The sequence below is a fragment of the Burkholderia sp. PAMC 26561 genome (genome assembly GCF_001557535.2).
GTDB lineage: Bacteria > Pseudomonadota > Gammaproteobacteria > Burkholderiales > Burkholderiaceae > Caballeronia.
Map to the genome: position 1 here is coordinate 2,052,490 of NZ_CP014306.1, position 16,363 is coordinate 2,068,852.

A 16,363-nucleotide genomic window follows, 5' to 3' on the forward strand; every position below is an offset into this window, starting at 1 on the left:
TATGTCTCTTGCCTTCAGCATCATTCGCGCGGCCGATCTGAAGGCCGTGCCGTGGAAAAACGGTGGCGGCGCGACACGTGAGATCGCGGCGTCGCCGAAGGGCGCCGCATTCGATGCGTTCGACTGGCGCGTGAGCGTTGCCGATGTATCGGAGGCGGGCGCGTTTTCGGTGTTCGACGGAATCGATCGTGTGCTGACGCTGATCGAGGGCGAGCAGATGGTGCTCATCGATTCCGAAGGGCCGGAGTATGTTCTCTCGCGCTGGGATTCGGTCGCGTTTGCAGGCGAAGCGTCGATCAGCGCGGAACTGCCGCACGGTCCCACGCGCGATTTCAACCTCATGTCAAGGCGCGATCGTGCGTCGGGGAACGTGACGGTTCGTCGTCTGGCTGAACAATTGGACGTGGCGCGCGGCAGCGTCGTGCTGTTCGCGGCGCTCGGCGCGTTTGCGGTGAACGGCGAGCGTTTGTCCCAGGGCGATGCAATGGTTTTCGATGCAAGCGAGAATGGCGTGTTGAGCATCGAACCGCTTTCGCAAGACGCGGTTCTGATCGACGCCCGTATCGTTTCAAAGGATCCCGGACATGGCCTCCAGTAACACTTTGCAAGTCTGGCGCAACGCAAGGCTTTCGCCGCGCGCCGATCCGGCAGAAGTCATAGAGAACGCGGCGATCGTCGTGCGCGATGGCCGCATCGAATGGTTCGGCGCAGAGGCTGAAATGCCGTCTGCCTACACCGATTCCGTACGCCACAACCTGCAGCAAAGAATCGTCACGCCGGGTCTGGTCGATTGCCACACGCACCTCGTCTACGCTGGAAACCGCGCGGAAGAATTCGCGATGCGGCTCGAAGGCGCGAGTTACGAAGACATCGCCAAACGCGGCGGCGGGATTGTCTCGACGGTGCGCAACACGCGCGCCGCAAGTGAAGACGAACTCTTCGCGCAATCGCTGCGACGCCTCGATGCGCTGCTCGCCGAAGGCGTGACGGCGCTGGAAATCAAGTCGGGCTACGGGCTGGATCTGGCGACCGAGCGCAAGATGCTGCGCGTCGCGCGGCGTCTGGCTGAGACCCGGCCGGTGACGATCTCGACCACGTTTCTCGGCGCGCATGCGTTGCCGCCGGAATACGCCGGTCGCGCCGATGACTACATCGCCTACGTTTGCAATGAGATGTTGCCGACGCTCGCGGCCGAAGGTCTCGTAGATGCCGTCGATGTTTTCTGCGAGCGCATTGCGTTCACGCTGGAACAGGCCGAGCGCGTGTTCGGCGCGGCCGCGAAGCTGAACCTGCCGGTGAAAATGCACGCCGAGCAGTTGTCGCTGATGGGCGGCGCGGCGCTCGCGGCGAAGCACCATGCGTTGTCCGCCGATCACCTCGAATTCCTCGATGAAGCCGGCGCCATCGCCATGCGCGAAGCCGGCACGGTGGCCGTGTTGCTGCCCGGCGCGTTCTACTTCATCCGCGAAAAGCAACTTCCTCCCATCGATCTGCTGCGCCGTCATGGTGTTCCGATCGCGCTCGCCACCGACAGCAATCCGGGTACATCGCCGAGCACATCGCTGCTCTTGATGCTCAACATGGGCTGCACGTTGTTCCGTTTATCGGTGGCCGAGGTGCTCGCGGGCGTCACGCGCCACGGCGCAAAAGCGCTCGGTGACGCCGATGTCACCGGCGAGATCAAGCTCGGCGCGAAGGCGGATTTCGTCGCATGGGATATCGTGACGCTCGCGGAACTGGCTTACTGGACCGGGCTGGAACGCTGCGCGCTGGTGGTGCGGCACGGCGCGGTCACTGTAGACAAACGGAAAATCGCATGACAAAAAACAGCCTGTTTGCCGAACACGCGCGCTTGCAGGACGGCTGGCGTCGCGATGTGCTGCTCGAATGGGACGATCACGGCTCGCTGATCGCCGTGACGCCGGACACGAAGCAAGCGGCCGGCGTGCAAAAAGCCAACGGCCCCGTGCTCGCCGGCATGCCGAATCTCCACTCGCACGCGTTCCAGCGCGCAATGGCCGGCCTCACCGAATATCGTGCGAACCCGACGGACAGTTTCTGGAGCTGGCGCGACCTGATGTACCGGTTTGCATCGCGGATCTCGCCGGAAAGTCTGGGCGATATCGCGCGCTGGCTTTACATCGAAATGCTGAAGGCGGGTTACACGTCGGTCTGCGAGTTCCACTATGTGCACAACACGCCCGACGGCGCGCCCTACGCGAGTCCCGCTGAAATGGCGGCGCGCGTGGTCAATGCGGCCGGACAAACCGGCATAGGCATGACCATGCTGCCCGTGCTTTATCAATACAGCGGTTTCGGCGCACGCGAGCCCACACCGGGCCAGGCGCGCTTCATCCACACGCCGGAATCCCTCCTTGATGCGCTCGTCTCGTTGCGTTCATCGCAAGCGGAAAACGGCAATCTCCGATACGGCGTCGCGCCGCACTCGCTGCGGGCGGTATCGAAGGAGACGTTGGGCCGCATGCTCGACGGCCTCGACCGCGAATTCCCCGGCGCGCCGGTGCATATCCATATTGCCGAGCAGACGGCCGAAGTCGATGCGTGTCTCGACGTCCTGAAAGCACGCCCGGTGCAGTGGCTGCTCGACAACTTCGACGTGAACGAACGCTGGTGCCTCGTGCACGCGACCCACGTCGACCAGGACGAAGTCCGCGCGATGGCCGCAAGCCGCGCCGTCGCCGGCTTGTGCCTGACCACAGAAGCCAATCTCGGCGACGGCATTTTCCCGGCGCACGCCTATCTCGCCGATAACGGCCGGTTCGGGCTTGGCTCGGACAGCCACATCGCGCTCGACTGGCGCTCGGAACTGCGCCTGCTCGAATACGGACAACGGCTTACGCGACGCGAGCGCAATGTGCTGGCATCCGAGAAACAAACGTACGTGGCCGATCGTCTCTTCGATGCCGCCACTGAAGGCGGCGCGTACGCGACCGGGCGCGCGGTCGGCGCGCTGGAAGCCGGGCGTCGCGCGGATTTCATCGTGCTCGATCCTGACCATTCGGCTATTGCGGGCCAGGCGCCGGACGCGTGGTTATCGGGCGTGGTGTTCTGCGAACATGGCGAGACGCCGGTGCTGGATGTTTGTGTCGGCGGTAGAGTCGTGGTTGAAGCGCGCCGGCATCGCGATGAGCGCGAAGCGTTCGGGCAGTATCGAAAAACGCTCGCGGGCCTGCTCAAATAAAGGAATCCACCCATGACCGATCAAGTTTTCACCTTGAAGCGCGGCACCGCGCCGCTGCTGATTTCGATTCCCCACGCCGGCACGCAGATTCCGGCGGACGTTGCCGCGACCATGAATCCGATCGCCCGCGAGGTCGACGACACCGACTGGCATCTCGAACGTCTCTACGGGTTCGCGGCGGACATGGGCGCGTCGATTCTCGCGCCGTTCAATTCGCGCTACGTGATCGACCTTAACCGTCCGCCCGATGGCGCGAACCTCTACCCGGGACGCGATACAACCGGCCTTTGTCCCGTCGATACCTTCAACAGCGAGCCGCTTTACCCGGAAGGTGGCGCGCCGACCGAAGCACAGATTGCGGATCGTCGCGAAAAATACTGGCGGCCGTACCACGATGCGTTGAGCGAAGAACTGGCGCGTCTGAAAGCCGCGCACGGCAAGGTGCTGTTGTGGGAGGCGCATTCCATCCGCTCGCACGTGCCGCGTTTCTTCGATGGCAAGCTCTTCGACTTCAACCTGGGCACGGCAGGCGGCGAGAGCGCGGTCGCGGGACTCGGTGAAAAGCTCGAGGCGATGGTCGCCAGGACCGGCGTGTACACGGCTGTTGCGAACGGGCGCTTCAAGGGCGGCTACATCACGCGTCATTTCGGCAAGCCGCAGGACGGCATCCACGCGGTCCAGCTCGAACTCTCGCAGATCACGTATATGGAAGAAACGCGCCCATATGCATACGACGAAACGCGCGCCGGCCAAGTCGCGCCGTTGATTCAGGATCTGGTGCAGTGCGCGCTGGATGCCGTGCGAGAGGGCTAACCTTCACGCCGCCTGACCGCGGGCGGCGTGAGCACGGTCGGCAGCGCCTTCGGCAATGTCTCCGGCCAATCGCGGCTGAAATGCAGGCCGCGGCTTTCACGCCGCGAACACGCGCTTTCAACGATCATTGAAGCGACATCGACCAGATTGCGCAGTTCGAGCAAGTCCCGGCTCACCTTGAAGTTCGCGTAGTACTCGTGGATTTCGTCCCGTAGCAACGCAATCCGATGCTGCGCGCGGGCGAGGCGTTTATCCGTGCGTACGATCCCCACGTAATTCCACATCAGCCTGCGCAATTCGTCCCAATTGTGCGCGACGACAACTTCCTCGTCGGGATCGGAAACGCGGCTTTCGTCCCATGCGGGCAGCGGTGCATGCGCGCTCGTGGCATACCCTTCGGCTTCCATGGCTTGCGCCGCGGCGCGTCCGATCACGAGACATTCGAGCAGCGAATTGCTCGCCAGCCGGTTGGCGCCGTGCAAGCCCGTGCACGACGTTTCTCCCACTGCATAAAGTCCAGCGCGATCCGTGCGGCCGGCCAGGTCCGTGACCACGCCGCCGCATGTGTAATGCGCGGCCGGCACGACGGGAATCGGCTCCTTCGTTATATCAATACCGAACTCCCGGCAGCGCGCGAGGATGGTAGGGAAGTGCTCCTGCAGGAACGCCTCGGGCTGGTGGCTGATATCGAGATACACGCAGTCGATACCGCGCTTCTTGATCTCGAAGTCGATCGCCCGGGCCACGATATCGCGTGGCGCCAGTTCGGCGCGTTCGTCGTGCGCGGGCATGAAGCGGGTTCCATCGGGCAAGCGGAGGATGCCGCCTTCGCCGCGGACCGCTTCGGAGATCAGGAACGACTTGGCGTACGGATGAAACAGGCAGGTCGGGTGGAACTGGATGAACTCCATGTTCGACACGCGGCAGCCCGCGCGCCAGGCCATCGCAATGCCGTCGCCCGTCGCGGTGTCGGGGTTCGTAGTGTAGAGATAGACCTTCCCGGCGCCGCCCGTCGCAAGCACCGTATGCGGCGCCTCGATGGTGACGGTGCGCCCGCTGGCAATATCGAGCGCATACAGCCCGTGACATCGATGCCCGGGGAGCCCGAGATGCTCGGACGTGATCAGGTCTATCGCGTGATGATCTTCGAGGACGGTGATATTCGGGTGATTGCGCACGCGCTCGTTGAGCGTTGTGACGACCGCGTGGCCCGTGGCGTCGGCGGCGTGAATGACCCGCCTGTGGCTGTGGCCGCCTTCGCGCGTCAGATGAAAGCCGAGTTCGGCCGAGCCATCCCTGGTGAACGGCACCCCTTGTTCGATCAGCCATTCGATAGCCGCGCGCCCGTTGTCCACGATGAAGCGCGTGGCGGCGGCGTCGCACAGTCCGGCGCCGGCGATGAGCGTGTCATCGACATGGTTGTCCGTGCTGTCGCCGGAGTCGAGCACCGCTGCAATTCCGCCTTGCGCCCAATCGCTTGCGCCTTCGCTCACGCTGCGCTTGGCGAGGATCACGACGCGCCGCGTGTGCGCAAGATTCAGGGCGACGCTCAGGCCCGCCAGTCCGCTGCCGATGATTGCCACATCGAAATTCATCCTGCCATGTCTCCGTCAGTTGTTGTCCGCCATGACTTTCGATTCACGCCGATAGCACGTAAAAAAGTTTGGCCGACAAGCATAACGCGTGGGAAACGCGACCGACACTTTGCCGTTCGGCCAGTAGGGCGAAGGAATGAGCGAAGACCGGCTGAACCAAAGCAAAAAGCCTCGCAGAAGCGAGGCTTTTTGTGCAGCGATACAAACGAAACAGAGACCTTATTTGATCTTCGTTTCCTTGTAGTCAACGTGCTTGCGGATAACGGGATCAAACTTCTTGATCGCCATCTTTTCCGGCATGTTGCGCTTGTTCTTCGTGGTCGTGTAGAAGTGACCCGTGCCAGCGGTCGATTCCAGCTTGATCTTGTCGCGTGCGCCCTTGGCCATTTTCGTGCTCCTTAGACTTCACCACGTGCGCGCAAATCTGCGAGCACGGAGTCGATGCCGTTCTTGTCGATCAGGCGAAGGCCGGCGTTCGAGAGACGCAGACGAACCCAACGGTTTTCGCTTTCAACGAAGAAGCGACGGTTTTGCAGATTGGGCAGGAAACGACGCTTGGTGCGGTTGTTCGCATGGGAAACGTTGTTGCCGCTCATCGGCCCCTTCCCGGTTACTTGGCATACACGTGCCATGAGAGCACTCCTAATACGCTTTAATTCTGAGTTCGAACGCCAAGTACACTTTGGACCGCTACGGGCTACCGGAGAGGCTTGCCCGAAATGACTGCGTACGCTCGGAACAGGTTGGTTGAAAGAAGCAAACCGAGATTCTAACCGCAAAAAACCAGCAAAATCAACTCTTTTTGGTATCGAAGGAGGTACCCGAGCGCGCCGCGCACAGTTGATTTCGTGACTTTTTCGCCTTGTATGGGCCGTCTGGACAATGTTTCGCCGTCGTTCGCCGATCAAACGCCGGTCAACTTGGCATCCAGCCCTGTCGCGAAAAAGAAAATACTTCGTTCGACGCCACGACCAGATGATCCAGCAACCGGATATCGATAAGGGCCAGCGCCTCGTGCAGCAAGCGGGTCAGCCGGCGGTCGCTCGCGCTCGGCGTGACGCCGCCCGAGGGGTGATTATGCGCCACGATCAGGCTCCCCGCGTTCAGCGTCAGCGCCCGGCGCACGATTTCCCGAGGATAGACGGCTACGCGCGAGAGCGACCCCTTGGCCGATTCGTCTACGGTTATCAGGCAATGCCGTACGTCCAGGAACAGGGTGACGAACACCTCGTTCGGCCGGTTGCCGATCAGCCACTTCAGATAGTCTTCGACCGCCTGGGGCGCATCAAGCAGCGGCCGGTCCCGCGTTTTCTCGGCCAAGGCCCGCTGGCATAGCTCGGACACCGCCAGTAGCAGCGCCGCCTTGGCCGGCCCGATACCGCCGAACCTGCGTAATTCGGTCGCACTCGCTCCGAGCACGCCGCGAATCGATTCGAACCGTGTGAGGAGGCCGCGCGCAACATCCACCGATGTCATGCCCGGCCGCCCCGTGTTTAGGAACAAAGCCAGCAGCTCGGCATCCGACAACGCGTGCGCACCTTGCTGCAAGAGGCGCTCACGCGGACGATCATGCTCGGGCCAGTCGAGCATGCGCGGTGCAGCGAGACTGTCATCGCCAGGAAGAGGAAGAGGAAGAGGCGCTGTCCGAAAGGCATCGGCAATGCAGGGAGAATCGGTTTGCACTAATTCAAGACGGGCGTTCATGGCGTGCTCCGGTTGAGGGCGAGCCGCTAGCGCGCGGCTGCCCGATGTCGTTCAGGGCGGCTGGAGAGACTAAGGCGAGGCCGAGGCACTGTGGCTTACAATGGGGGTTTCGCGCCTCCCTGGGCGCCTTGCTGATGGTCTGGCGGGCATTTACGCCCGATATCAGGCCGCAAGTGGCGCGGCTCCCGGGCGTCAGCCAGGCTTTCGCCAAGACAGCGTCTCGTCCGGACGCACGGTCCTTTATTGGGCGGCAGCGCCGACTGACAAGGTGATTGCGGCTTTTACGGCTAATACGATCAAACATGAGCATCATCGATATCTCCGAAGTGAAACCCGGTTCGCACGTCACGCTTCACTACCGGCTGGCGCTTGAGGATGGTGCGGACATTGTCAGCACGTTCGCCGACAAACCCGCCACGCTTTTGCTGGGCGAGGGCCACCTTGCTCCGCCGCTTGAAGACATTCTGATGGGTCTGAAAGTGGGGCACCACTCGACCTTTCGGCTGACGCCCGAGCAGGCGTTCGGTCCGCGCAACCCGGACATGCTCCAGTGGGTGTCGCTTGCCACGCTGCGCGAGAACGCCATGATCGGCGAGAATTTTTCGCCCGGCGATCTCGTGGAGTTCAACGCGCCTGGAGGCGGCCGCTATGCGGGCGTCCTGAAGGAAGTCGGCGAAACCTCTGCGCTGTTCGATTTCAACCATCCGCTTGCCGGCCAGCCGCTGGCGTTCGAAGTGAAAATCATCGGAATTCTGTAGCCATGAGCTCCACTGACACCCTTCTCGATGTCGAAATTCTCCTCGCGCAGCCGCGCGGCTTCTGTGCGGGCGTCGATCGTGCGATCGAAATCGTGGAGCGGGCCATTGCGCTGTTCGGCGCGCCCATCTACGTGCGTCACGAGATCGTGCACAACGCCTATGTCGTAGAGGACCTGCGCAAGAAAGGCGCGGTGTTTATCGAAGACCTGGCGGATGCGCCCGAAGGCAGCACGCTGATTTTCAGTGCGCACGGGGTGTCGAAGGCGGTTCGCGCCGAGGCGGAGACGCGCGGTTTGCGTGTATTCGACGCTACGTGTCCGCTCGTGACCAAAGTGCATATGGAAGTCGCGAAGATGCGCCAGGACGGCTTCGATATCGTGATGATCGGGCACAAGGGCCATCCCGAAGTGGAAGGCACCATGGGTCAGAGCGGGCAGGGCATGCATCTGGTCGAGGATATCGAGGACGTGCAGGCGCTGGCGCTTGCGGACCCGAACCGCATCGCCTATGTGACGCAGACCACGCTCTCGGTGGATGACGCGTCGGCAATCATCCAGGCGCTGAAGTCGAAATATCCGTCGGTGAAAGAGCCGAAGAAGCAGGATATTTGCTACGCCACGCAGAATCGTCAGGATGCGGTGAAGTTTCTCGCGCCACAGTGCGATGTGGTGATCGTGGTCGGCAGCCCGAATAGCTCGAACTCCAGCCGCTTGCGCGAAGTGGCAGAAAAGCGCGGCATTCCGGCCTATATGGTGGATTCGCCCACGCAGATCGATCCCAAATGGGTCGAAGGGAAAAAGCGCATCGGCGTGACGGCGGGCGCCTCGGCACCGGAAGTGTTGGCGCAAGCCGTGATTGCGCGGCTGCGCGAGTTGGGCGTACGCAATGTGCGGCCGCTCGAGGGTATTGAGGAAAAGGTGTCGTTCCCATTGCCGCGCGGGCTGACTCTGCCGTCGGAGAAGTAAGCCGCCTTTATACATAGGGCTGGATACATAGGGCTGGACAGCCGTCGCAGCTGAAAAACCGCGCCGACTTGAGTTGGCGCGGTTTTTTTTATCAAGAAAACGCACTCGCTGAAGTCAATTAATGTCAGCGAGGCTTGCGACAACGGAAATCCAACTCTCCGCGCAGTAGAATCGATGCACTTTTCAGGTGCATTCGACGAAATAATTTTCCTTCCGCAATTCACAGGCACAGCTCAGTGTTTACCCACAGCGCCAGCGAATGGTGCAACTTGCGCACCGTCGTGGAGCGCAACCCGGTTGCGCTCTTGCGCTCATTCGCGTTGAAAAATGGGGTTGCAATGGAGGAAAACCCCTGTCAATCAACAATATTGCACGTCTCAAAAACCGAGTTACAATGCGCGCGTTCCAAGCCGGATGGGCTGGAAACACCAGCTTTTGAAGGCGCCGGAGACCTACTGAATGCGAATTAAGTTTGGCTTTGTTGTGACCATCGCGGCTGCGGTTGCGATGGCAACGGCATGCAGCAAAAAGAGTGAAAACGAACCAGCCGTTGGGGCGTCGGCGACGCCGGAAGCATCGGCAAGCGTCGCGGCAAGTGCGCCGGCGGGGTCGGCAGCTTCGGCAGCGGACGCAGCGGCAAGTGCGGCGTCAGCGCCCACGCCTGCCAGCAATGCAACGGTCGTGAAAATTGGCCATGTCGCTCCGCTCAGCGGACCGCTGGCTCACCTCGGGCAAGACAATGAAAACGGCGCGCGGCTGGCTATCGAGGAAATCAGCGCGCAGGGACTGACCATCGACGGTCACGCGATCCATCTCGAACTCGACGCGCAAGATGACGCCGCCGATCCGAAGAAGGGCACCGCAGCAGCGCAGCAACTGGTGGCGGATCACGTCGTGGCGGTGGTCGGCCATCTGAACTCGGCGGTATCGATTCCGGCATCGAAGATCTACAGCGACGCGAATGTGGCGCAGATTTCCGGGGCCACGACGAATCCCGCGTACACGCAGCAAGGTTTCAAGACGACCTTTCGCGTAATCCCGACGGACACCCGCCAGGGCGCGGTCCTCGCGAACTACGCGGTGAAGACGCTGCGCGGCAAGCGCATCGTGGTCGTGGACGATGCCAGCATCTACGGTCGCGGTCTCGCTAACGAATTTGCGAAAGCGGTGGTGGCGAACGGCGGCCGGATTGCAGGCCACGAGGCCACGACCGACAAGTCCAGGGACTTCAAGGCGATCCTGAACAAGATCAAGCGCGTCCAGCCCGACGTGGTGATGTTCGGCGGCATGGACGTAACGGGCGGCCCGTTCGCGAAACAGGCGGCGGCGCTCGGGCTGAAGGCGAAAATCCTCGGCGGCGACGGACTTTGTTCCGCCGACATGGCGACGCTTGCGGGCAACGCGTCGCCGAACGTGGTGTGCACGGAACTCGGCGTGAGCCTGTCGAAACTCGATAAAGGCGCGGACTTCGAGAAACGTTATGAAGCGCGTTTCCACTCCCCGGTCCAGGACTACGCGCCGTTCACCTACGACGCGGTCTACGTGATTGTCGACGCAATGAAACGCGCTAACTCGGTTGAAGCACCCAAGGTGCTGACGGCAATCGGCTCGACGGATTTCAATGGCCTGACGGGTCATATCGCGTTCGATGACAAAGGCGATTTGAAAGGCGGCGGCGCGATCACGCTAATCGATTTCAAGGATAACAAGAAGAACGTCATCGACGTCATAACGCCCTGACCCTGTGCTGCAGCGCCGCGCGGCGCATGCGCGGGACTCAAGGCAATCCCTTAGATACGTAGTCAGTTTCAGACGTTTTAGAGTTTTTTTTCAAGTACGCGCGGTGCCGTTGCGTTTTTTTCTTCCCTTCGGTTTATCGGCCAGCGATAAAGCGTAAATCTAGTCGCACGGGCTAAGGAGCCTTCAATGGATATTTTCATCCAGCAGATTATCAACGGGCTGGTGCTAGGCAGCGTCTACGCCATCATCGCGTTGGGTTACACGATGGTGTACGGGATTCTAGGCATCATCAACTTTGCGCACGGCGACGTGCTGATGGTCGGCGCCATGGTCGCGCTTTCTGCGATTGGCGTGATGCAGAATCATTTTCCGGGCTTGCCGTTATCGCTGGTGCTGGTCATTGCGCTGGTGGTCGCCGCGGTCGTCTGCGCGCTGGTCGGCTACACCATTGAACGCGTGGCTTACCGGCCGTTGCGCCGGGCGCCCCGCCTGGCTCCGCTGATTACAGCCATTGGCGTGTCGATTCTTCTCCAGACGCTCGCCATGATGATCTGGGGCCGCAATCCGCTGGCCTTCCCCCAGCTCCTGCCGACTGATCCAATCAACGTGATCACCGCCACGGCCGATCGTCCGGGCGCCGTCATCTCGATGACGGAAATCGTGATCATCGTGGTGGCGTTCCTCGTGATGGGCGGCTTGTTGCTGCTGGTTCACAAGACGAAGCTCGGCCGCGCAATGCGCGCCATCGCCGAGAACCCGGGCGTCGCGTCGCTGATGGGCGTGAACCCGAACTTCGTGATCTCCGCGACCTTCATGATCGGCTCGGCGTTGGCTGCCCTGGCCGGCGTGATGATCGCGTCCGAGTATGGCAACGCCCACTTCTACATGGGCTTCATCCCGGGGCTGAAGGCATTTACCGCGGCGGTGCTGGGCGGTATCGGCAACCTGGGCGGGGCGATGGTCGGCGGCGTGCTGCTGGGACTGATCGAGCAACTGGGGGCGGGGTATATCGGCAATCTGACGGGCGGTGTGTTCGGCAGTAACTACCAGGACGTGTTCGCGTTCGTGGTGCTGATCATCGTGCTGGTGTTCCGTCCGTCGGGCTTGCTCGGCGAACGTGTCGCAGATCGCGCTTAAACAGGGAGACCAAGCATGACTTCAATTCAACCAATCGAGCCGTCGACCACGCTCATCCCTGAAAGAAAAACGGCGAAGAATTACGCGGTGACCGTGCTGGTCGCAGCGCTCGTGATCCTCGCGCCGATGATCATCGGCGCCGCGGGCGGCAATTACTGGGTCCGCGTGCTCGACTTCGCGATGCTGTACGTCATGCTCGCGCTGGGCCTGAACGTGGTGGTGGGTTTCGCCGGGCTGCTGGACCTGGGCTACATCGCGTTCTACGCCGTGGGCGCTTATGTGGCTGCGTTGCTTTCGTCGCCGCAACTGACCTCGCAGTTCGAGTGGATCGCGCACCTGTTCCCCGGCGGCCTGCATGCGCCGATCTGGGTCATCGTGCCCTGCGCGATGGCGCTGGCCGCCACGTTCGGCGTGCTGCTGGGTGCGCCTACGCTTCGTCTGCGCGGCGATTATCTCGCCATCGTGACCCTGGGCTTCGGGGAAATCGTCCGGATCTTCATGAACAACCTGGATCGTCCGGTCAACATCACGAACGGGCCGAAGGGGATCACGGGCGTCGATCCGGTGTCGTTGTTCGGGTTCGATTTGTCGAAGACGCATTCGTTGTTCGGGTTCAACTTCCCATCCGTCTACAACTACTACTACCTGTTCGTGCTGTGTTCGCTCTTCGTGATCTTCGTGTGCGTGCGCTTGCAGCACTCGCGGATCGGCCGTGCATGGGCCGCGATCCGCGAGGACGAAATCGCCGCAAAAGCGATGGGCATCAACACGCGTAACGTGAAGCTGCTGGCGTTTGCGATGGGTGCGTCGTTCGGCGGTTTGTCGGGCGCGATGTTCGGCACGTTTCAGGGATTCGTATCGCCGGAATCGTTCACCTTCTGGGAATCGATCGTGGTGCTCGCCTGCGTGGTGCTCGGCGGCATGGGCCACATCCCGGGCGTGATCCTGGGCGCGGTGCTGCTCGCCGTGTTTCCGGAATTCCTGCGCTCGACCATGGGTCCGCTGCAGAACGCCATCTTCGGTCATCAGATCGTCGATACCGAAGTCATCCGCCAGCTGCTGTACGGCCTCGCGATGGTGCTGATCATGCTGTATCGCTCGGAAGGCCTGTGGCCGTCGCCGAAACATGAAGACAAGATCGCGAAGATCGCAAAGCGCGCCGGCAAGAAGCCGGTCCGCGCCTGACGCCACAAGAGAGCGGAGAAAACACAATGAGCGATAAACCCATTCGACTGTCGGTCAAGGGCGTGAACAAACGCTTCGGTGGCCTGCAGGCGCTGTCCGAAGTCGGCCTCGAAATCCGGGAAGGCCAGATCTACGGTTTGATCGGCCCGAACGGCGCCGGCAAGACGACCTTCTTCAACGTGATCACGGGCTTGTACACGCCGGACTCGGGCTCGTTCGTGCTCGACGGCACGCCTTATACGCCGACCGCCGTGCATCAGGTCGCGAAGGCCGGCATTGCGCGCACGTTCCAGAACATCCGTTTGTTCGGCGGCATGACCGCGCTCGAGAACGTGATGGTCGGGCGGCATGTCCGCACGAAGCACGGCTTGATCGGCGCGGTGTTGCAGACGCCTTCGGAGCGTCGCGAAGAGAAGGAAATCAAGGAACGCGCACTGGAACTGCTGGAGTACGTGGGCGTCTTGCAATACGCGGACTACACGTCGCGCAACTTGTCGTACGGTCACCAGCGGCGTCTGGAAATCGCACGCGCCCTGGCGACCGATCCGAAGCTTCTCGCACTCGATGAACCCGCCGCCGGCATGAACGCCACGGAGAAAGTCGAACTCACGCGCTTGCTCGACAAGATCCGCAGCGACGGCCGTACGATCTTGCTGATCGAACACGATGTGAAACTGGTGATGGGATTGTGCAACCGGATGACGGTGCTCGATTACGGCAAGGTGATCGCCGAGGGTCTGCCGCAGGACGTGCAGAAGGACCCGAAGGTGATCGAGGCTTATCTCGGGGCAGGGGTTCACTGATGGCGACGACGAACGGTATGAATAACGGAATGGCGGCCGGCACGGCGATGCTCAAGATCAAGGGCCTGCAGGTGAGCTACGGCGGCATCCACGCGGTGAAGGGCGTGGATCTGGAAGTCGGGCAGGGCGAACTCGTGACGCTGATCGGCGCGAACGGCGCGGGCAAGACGACCACGATGAAAGCCATCACGGGTCTGAAGCCGTATTCGGCGGGCGACATTGAATACATGGGCAAGTCCATCAAGGGCGTGCCCTCGCATGAGTTGCTCAAGCGCGGTCTCGCGATGGTGCCGGAAGGCCGCGGCATCTTCGCGCGCATGTCGATTCTGGAAAATATGCAGATGGGCGCGTACTTGCGCAACGACAGTGACGAGATTCAGAAGGACACTGATCGCATGTTCGGTTTCTTCCCTCGCCTGAAGGAACGTGCGGCGCAATATGCGGGCACGTTGTCGGGCGGCGAGCAGCAGATGCTGGCGATGGCGCGCGCGTTGTTGTCGCGCCCGAAACTGCTCTTGCTCGATGAGCCGTCAATGGGTCTCTCCCCAATCATGGTCGAGAAGATTTTCGAAGTGGTGCGCGAGATTTCTTCTGAAGGCCTGACCGTGTTGCTGGTCGAGCAGAACGCACGGCTTGCGTTGCAGGCGGCGAATCGTGGCTACGTGATGGATTCGGGTCTCGTCACCATGTCCGGCGACGCCAAGACCATGCTCGATGATCCGAAGGTTCGCGCGGCTTACCTGGGCGAATGACGCGTTGTTGATAAAACCGCATGCCTTCATCAGGCATGCGGTTTTTTTACGCCTGAAGCCGTTTGCCGAGGCTCACGACTTCGTCCATGTGATACCCGAGCTTTGCATAGAACGCCCGCGTCTCCGGCTTGTTCGCCATGATCTGCAGATTGAGCTTCGGACATCCAAGCGATGCAAGCGCCCGTTCCGCATGTTCGACCAGCGCCCGCCCGTAGCCGTTCCCGCGCTGATCCTCGGCGACCGCGAGCGAATAAAGCCATCCGCGATGTCCGTCGTAGCCCGTCATCACCGTCCCGATCACGCGCTCGCCCAGCACGCCGACGAAGAATAGTTCGGGTTGCATGGCCAGCTTGTTCCGTATCGATAAACGCGGGTCCCGCTGCGGTTTTCCCGGTACCGCATACTCCGGAAAAACCTCCGACCAGAGCGCGAGCACGGCGTCCGTGTCGCGCTCATCGAAAACGCGGATGATCACAGCTTGTCGAGGATGGAGCGCAGCATCGACAACATCTGGTCGATCTCGTCCTTCGTCACGTTCAGCGCCGGCATGAAGCGCAACAGGTTCGGGCGGGCGGCGTTCAGCAGCAAACCGTCCGGACCCATGTCGCGCGCCATTTCGACGATTTTCGGGCCGTTGTCGTTGTTCAGCAGCAGCGCGCGCAGCAATCCTTCGCCGCGTTCACCGTTAAAGCCGCGTTCCTCCGAAAGCTGCAGCAACTGCGCTTTCAGATACTCGCCGCGTTCACGCACGCCTTCGAGGAAACCCGGCGCCGTCAGTTGCGAGATCACCGAAAAACCCACGGCTGTGGTCAACGGATTGCCGTTGTACGTGCCGCCCTGATCGCCCGGTTCGAAGCATGCGACTTCCTTGGTCGACAGCAACGCCGCCAACGGCACGCCGCCGCCGATACCTTTGCCCAGCGTCATGATGTCCGGCTCCACGCCCGACAATTCATACGCGAACAACGTGCCGGCGCGGCCGCAACCGCTTTGCACTTCATCGACGATCATCAGCAGGTTGTGCTTCTTCGTCAGCTCGCGCAACGCCTGCATGAACTCGCGCGTGGCCGGGATCACGCCGCCTTCGCCCTGGATGGGTTCGAGCATGACGCCGACGGTTTTATCGGTAATGAGTTTTTCAACCGATGCAATATCGTTCAAATCGGCCTTCGGAAAGCCCGGCACTTGCGGTGCGTATATGGTGTCCCAACCCGGTTTGCCCGATGCCGACATGGTCGCGAGCGTGCGCCCGTGGAAGCTATGGTCGAAGGTGATGATCTCGTACGCGCCGCCCTTGAACTTCTTGCCCCACTTGCGCGCGAGCTTGATCGCGCCTTCGTTGGCTTCGGCGCCGCTGTTGGCAAAGAACACTTTGTCGAAGCAGCTATTGGCGCTCAGCAATCCGGCGAGCTGGGCCATGGGCGCGTTGTAGAACGCCGGCGACGGGTTGATCAGCGTGCGCGCCTGCTTGTTCAGGGCTTCGATCATGCCGTCGTTGCAATGGCCGAGACTGTTCACGGCCCAGCCCTGGATGAAATCCAGGTATCGCTTCTCGTTGTTGTCGTAGAGCCATGAACCCTTGCCGTGCGTGAACACGATCTCGGGACGGTTCGTGATGAACATCAACGATTCGACGGGATACTCTTGGAAATTCATGACGGCGGGCTCCACAAAAACAGCAAAGGAAAAAAGCGGCGAAGTTCAAGACG

The 16,363-nt window shown here is 61.4% G+C and carries 17 protein-coding genes; 11 read left to right on the forward strand and 6 right to left on the reverse strand.

The window, feature by feature from the left end:
• Nucleotide 1: 1 nt before the first annotated feature.
• The 4 genes from AXG89_RS09500 to hutG are packed head-to-tail and all read left to right on the forward strand — an operon-like array spanning nucleotide 2 to nucleotide 4,015.
• On the forward strand, nucleotides 2–598 hold the full coding sequence (locus AXG89_RS09500; RefSeq protein WP_061998730.1) for a HutD/Ves family protein: 597 nt from the start codon (nucleotides 2–4) through the stop codon (nucleotides 596–598).
• Nucleotides 585–1,820, forward strand: coding sequence for an imidazolonepropionase (gene hutI, locus AXG89_RS09505; RefSeq protein ID WP_062169430.1), 1,236 nt, complete (start codon nucleotides 585–587; stop codon nucleotides 1,818–1,820). Before AXG89_RS09500 ends, hutI begins: the two co-directional genes overlap by 14 nt.
• Nucleotides 1,817–3,202: a formimidoylglutamate deiminase gene (locus AXG89_RS09510; protein WP_062169432.1), complete on the forward strand. Its 1,386-nt coding sequence runs from the start codon at nucleotides 1,817–1,819 to the stop codon at nucleotides 3,200–3,202. Before hutI ends, AXG89_RS09510 begins: the two co-directional genes overlap by 4 nt.
• 12 nt (nucleotides 3,203–3,214) lie before the next feature.
• The gene (gene hutG, locus AXG89_RS09515) at nucleotides 3,215–4,015 is read left to right on the forward strand and encodes an N-formylglutamate deformylase (RefSeq protein ID WP_061998733.1); all 801 of its coding nucleotides are present in this window, start codon (nucleotides 3,215–3,217) and stop codon (nucleotides 4,013–4,015) included.
• Here the strand turns inward: hutG and nadB are convergent.
• The 4 genes from nadB to radC form a co-directional block, all read right to left on the reverse strand.
• Nucleotides 4,012–5,610, reverse strand: coding sequence for an L-aspartate oxidase (gene nadB / locus AXG89_RS09520; protein WP_062169434.1), 1,599 nt, complete (start codon nucleotides 5,608–5,610; stop codon nucleotides 4,012–4,014). The genes hutG and nadB overlap by 4 nt on opposite strands.
• Nucleotides 5,611–5,829: 219 nt before the next feature.
• On the reverse strand, nucleotides 5,830–5,997 hold the full coding sequence (gene rpmG, locus AXG89_RS09525; protein WP_061998735.1) for a 50S ribosomal protein L33: 168 nt from the start codon (nucleotides 5,995–5,997) through the stop codon (nucleotides 5,830–5,832).
• Nucleotides 5,998–6,008: 11 nt separating this feature from the next.
• Nucleotides 6,009–6,242 carry a 50S ribosomal protein L28 gene (rpmB, locus tag AXG89_RS09530; RefSeq protein WP_031359861.1) on the reverse strand — a complete coding sequence of 78 codons (234 nt, stop codon included), beginning with the start codon at nucleotides 6,240–6,242 and terminating at the stop codon, nucleotides 6,009–6,011.
• Nucleotides 6,243–6,525: 283 nt separating this feature from the next.
• On the reverse strand, nucleotides 6,526–7,200 hold the full coding sequence (gene radC, locus AXG89_RS09535) for a RadC family protein (protein WP_086386624.1): 675 nt from the start codon (nucleotides 7,198–7,200) through the stop codon (nucleotides 6,526–6,528).
• 416 nt (nucleotides 7,201–7,616) lie between these two features.
• Here radC and AXG89_RS09540 point away from each other — a divergent pair, with 416 nt between their 5' ends.
• The 7 genes from AXG89_RS09540 (at nucleotide 7,617) to AXG89_RS09570 (ending at nucleotide 14,654) form a co-directional block, all read left to right on the forward strand.
• Nucleotides 7,617–8,072: an FKBP-type peptidyl-prolyl cis-trans isomerase gene (locus tag AXG89_RS09540; RefSeq protein WP_061998736.1), complete on the forward strand. Its 456-nt coding sequence runs from the start codon at nucleotides 7,617–7,619 to the stop codon at nucleotides 8,070–8,072.
• Nucleotides 8,073–8,074: 2 nt separating this feature from the next.
• The gene (gene ispH, locus AXG89_RS09545; RefSeq protein ID WP_061998737.1) at nucleotides 8,075–9,037 is read left to right on the forward strand and encodes a 4-hydroxy-3-methylbut-2-enyl diphosphate reductase; all 963 of its coding nucleotides are present in this window, start codon (nucleotides 8,075–8,077) and stop codon (nucleotides 9,035–9,037) included.
• Nucleotides 9,038–9,496: 459 nt separating this feature from the next.
• Nucleotides 9,497–10,777: a branched-chain amino acid ABC transporter substrate-binding protein gene (locus AXG89_RS09550; RefSeq protein ID WP_062169436.1), complete on the forward strand. Its 1,281-nt coding sequence runs from the start codon at nucleotides 9,497–9,499 to the stop codon at nucleotides 10,775–10,777.
• Nucleotides 10,778–10,963: 186 nt separating this feature from the next.
• Nucleotides 10,964–11,914, forward strand: a complete 951-nt coding sequence (locus AXG89_RS09555; protein ID WP_061998739.1) for a branched-chain amino acid ABC transporter permease — start codon at nucleotides 10,964–10,966, stop codon at nucleotides 11,912–11,914.
• Nucleotides 11,915–11,929: 15 nt separating this feature from the next.
• Nucleotides 11,930–13,099 (forward strand): ABC transporter permease subunit, encoded by a 1,170-nt coding sequence (locus AXG89_RS09560; protein ID WP_061998740.1) that lies wholly within the window; start codon nucleotides 11,930–11,932, stop codon nucleotides 13,097–13,099.
• A gap of 26 nt (nucleotides 13,100–13,125) precedes the next feature.
• Nucleotides 13,126–13,902 carry an ABC transporter ATP-binding protein gene (locus tag AXG89_RS09565; protein WP_056351686.1) on the forward strand — a complete coding sequence of 259 codons (777 nt, stop codon included), beginning with the start codon at nucleotides 13,126–13,128 and terminating at the stop codon, nucleotides 13,900–13,902.
• Nucleotides 13,903–13,949: 47 nt separating this feature from the next.
• The gene (locus AXG89_RS09570) at nucleotides 13,950–14,654 is read left to right on the forward strand and encodes an ABC transporter ATP-binding protein (RefSeq protein ID WP_213777719.1); all 705 of its coding nucleotides are present in this window, start codon (nucleotides 13,950–13,952) and stop codon (nucleotides 14,652–14,654) included.
• A gap of 46 nt (nucleotides 14,655–14,700) precedes the next feature.
• Here AXG89_RS09570 and AXG89_RS09575 read toward each other — a convergent pair whose 3' ends face one another.
• Nucleotides 14,701–15,129 (reverse strand): GNAT family acetyltransferase, encoded by a 429-nt coding sequence (locus tag AXG89_RS09575; protein WP_062169438.1) that lies wholly within the window; start codon nucleotides 15,127–15,129, stop codon nucleotides 14,701–14,703.
• Nucleotides 15,126–16,310 carry an acetylornithine transaminase gene (locus tag AXG89_RS09580; RefSeq protein WP_061998742.1) on the reverse strand — a complete coding sequence of 395 codons (1,185 nt, stop codon included), beginning with the start codon at nucleotides 16,308–16,310 and terminating at the stop codon, nucleotides 15,126–15,128. Before AXG89_RS09580 ends, AXG89_RS09575 begins: the two co-directional genes overlap by 4 nt.
• Nucleotides 16,311–16,363: the final 53 nt, after the last annotated feature.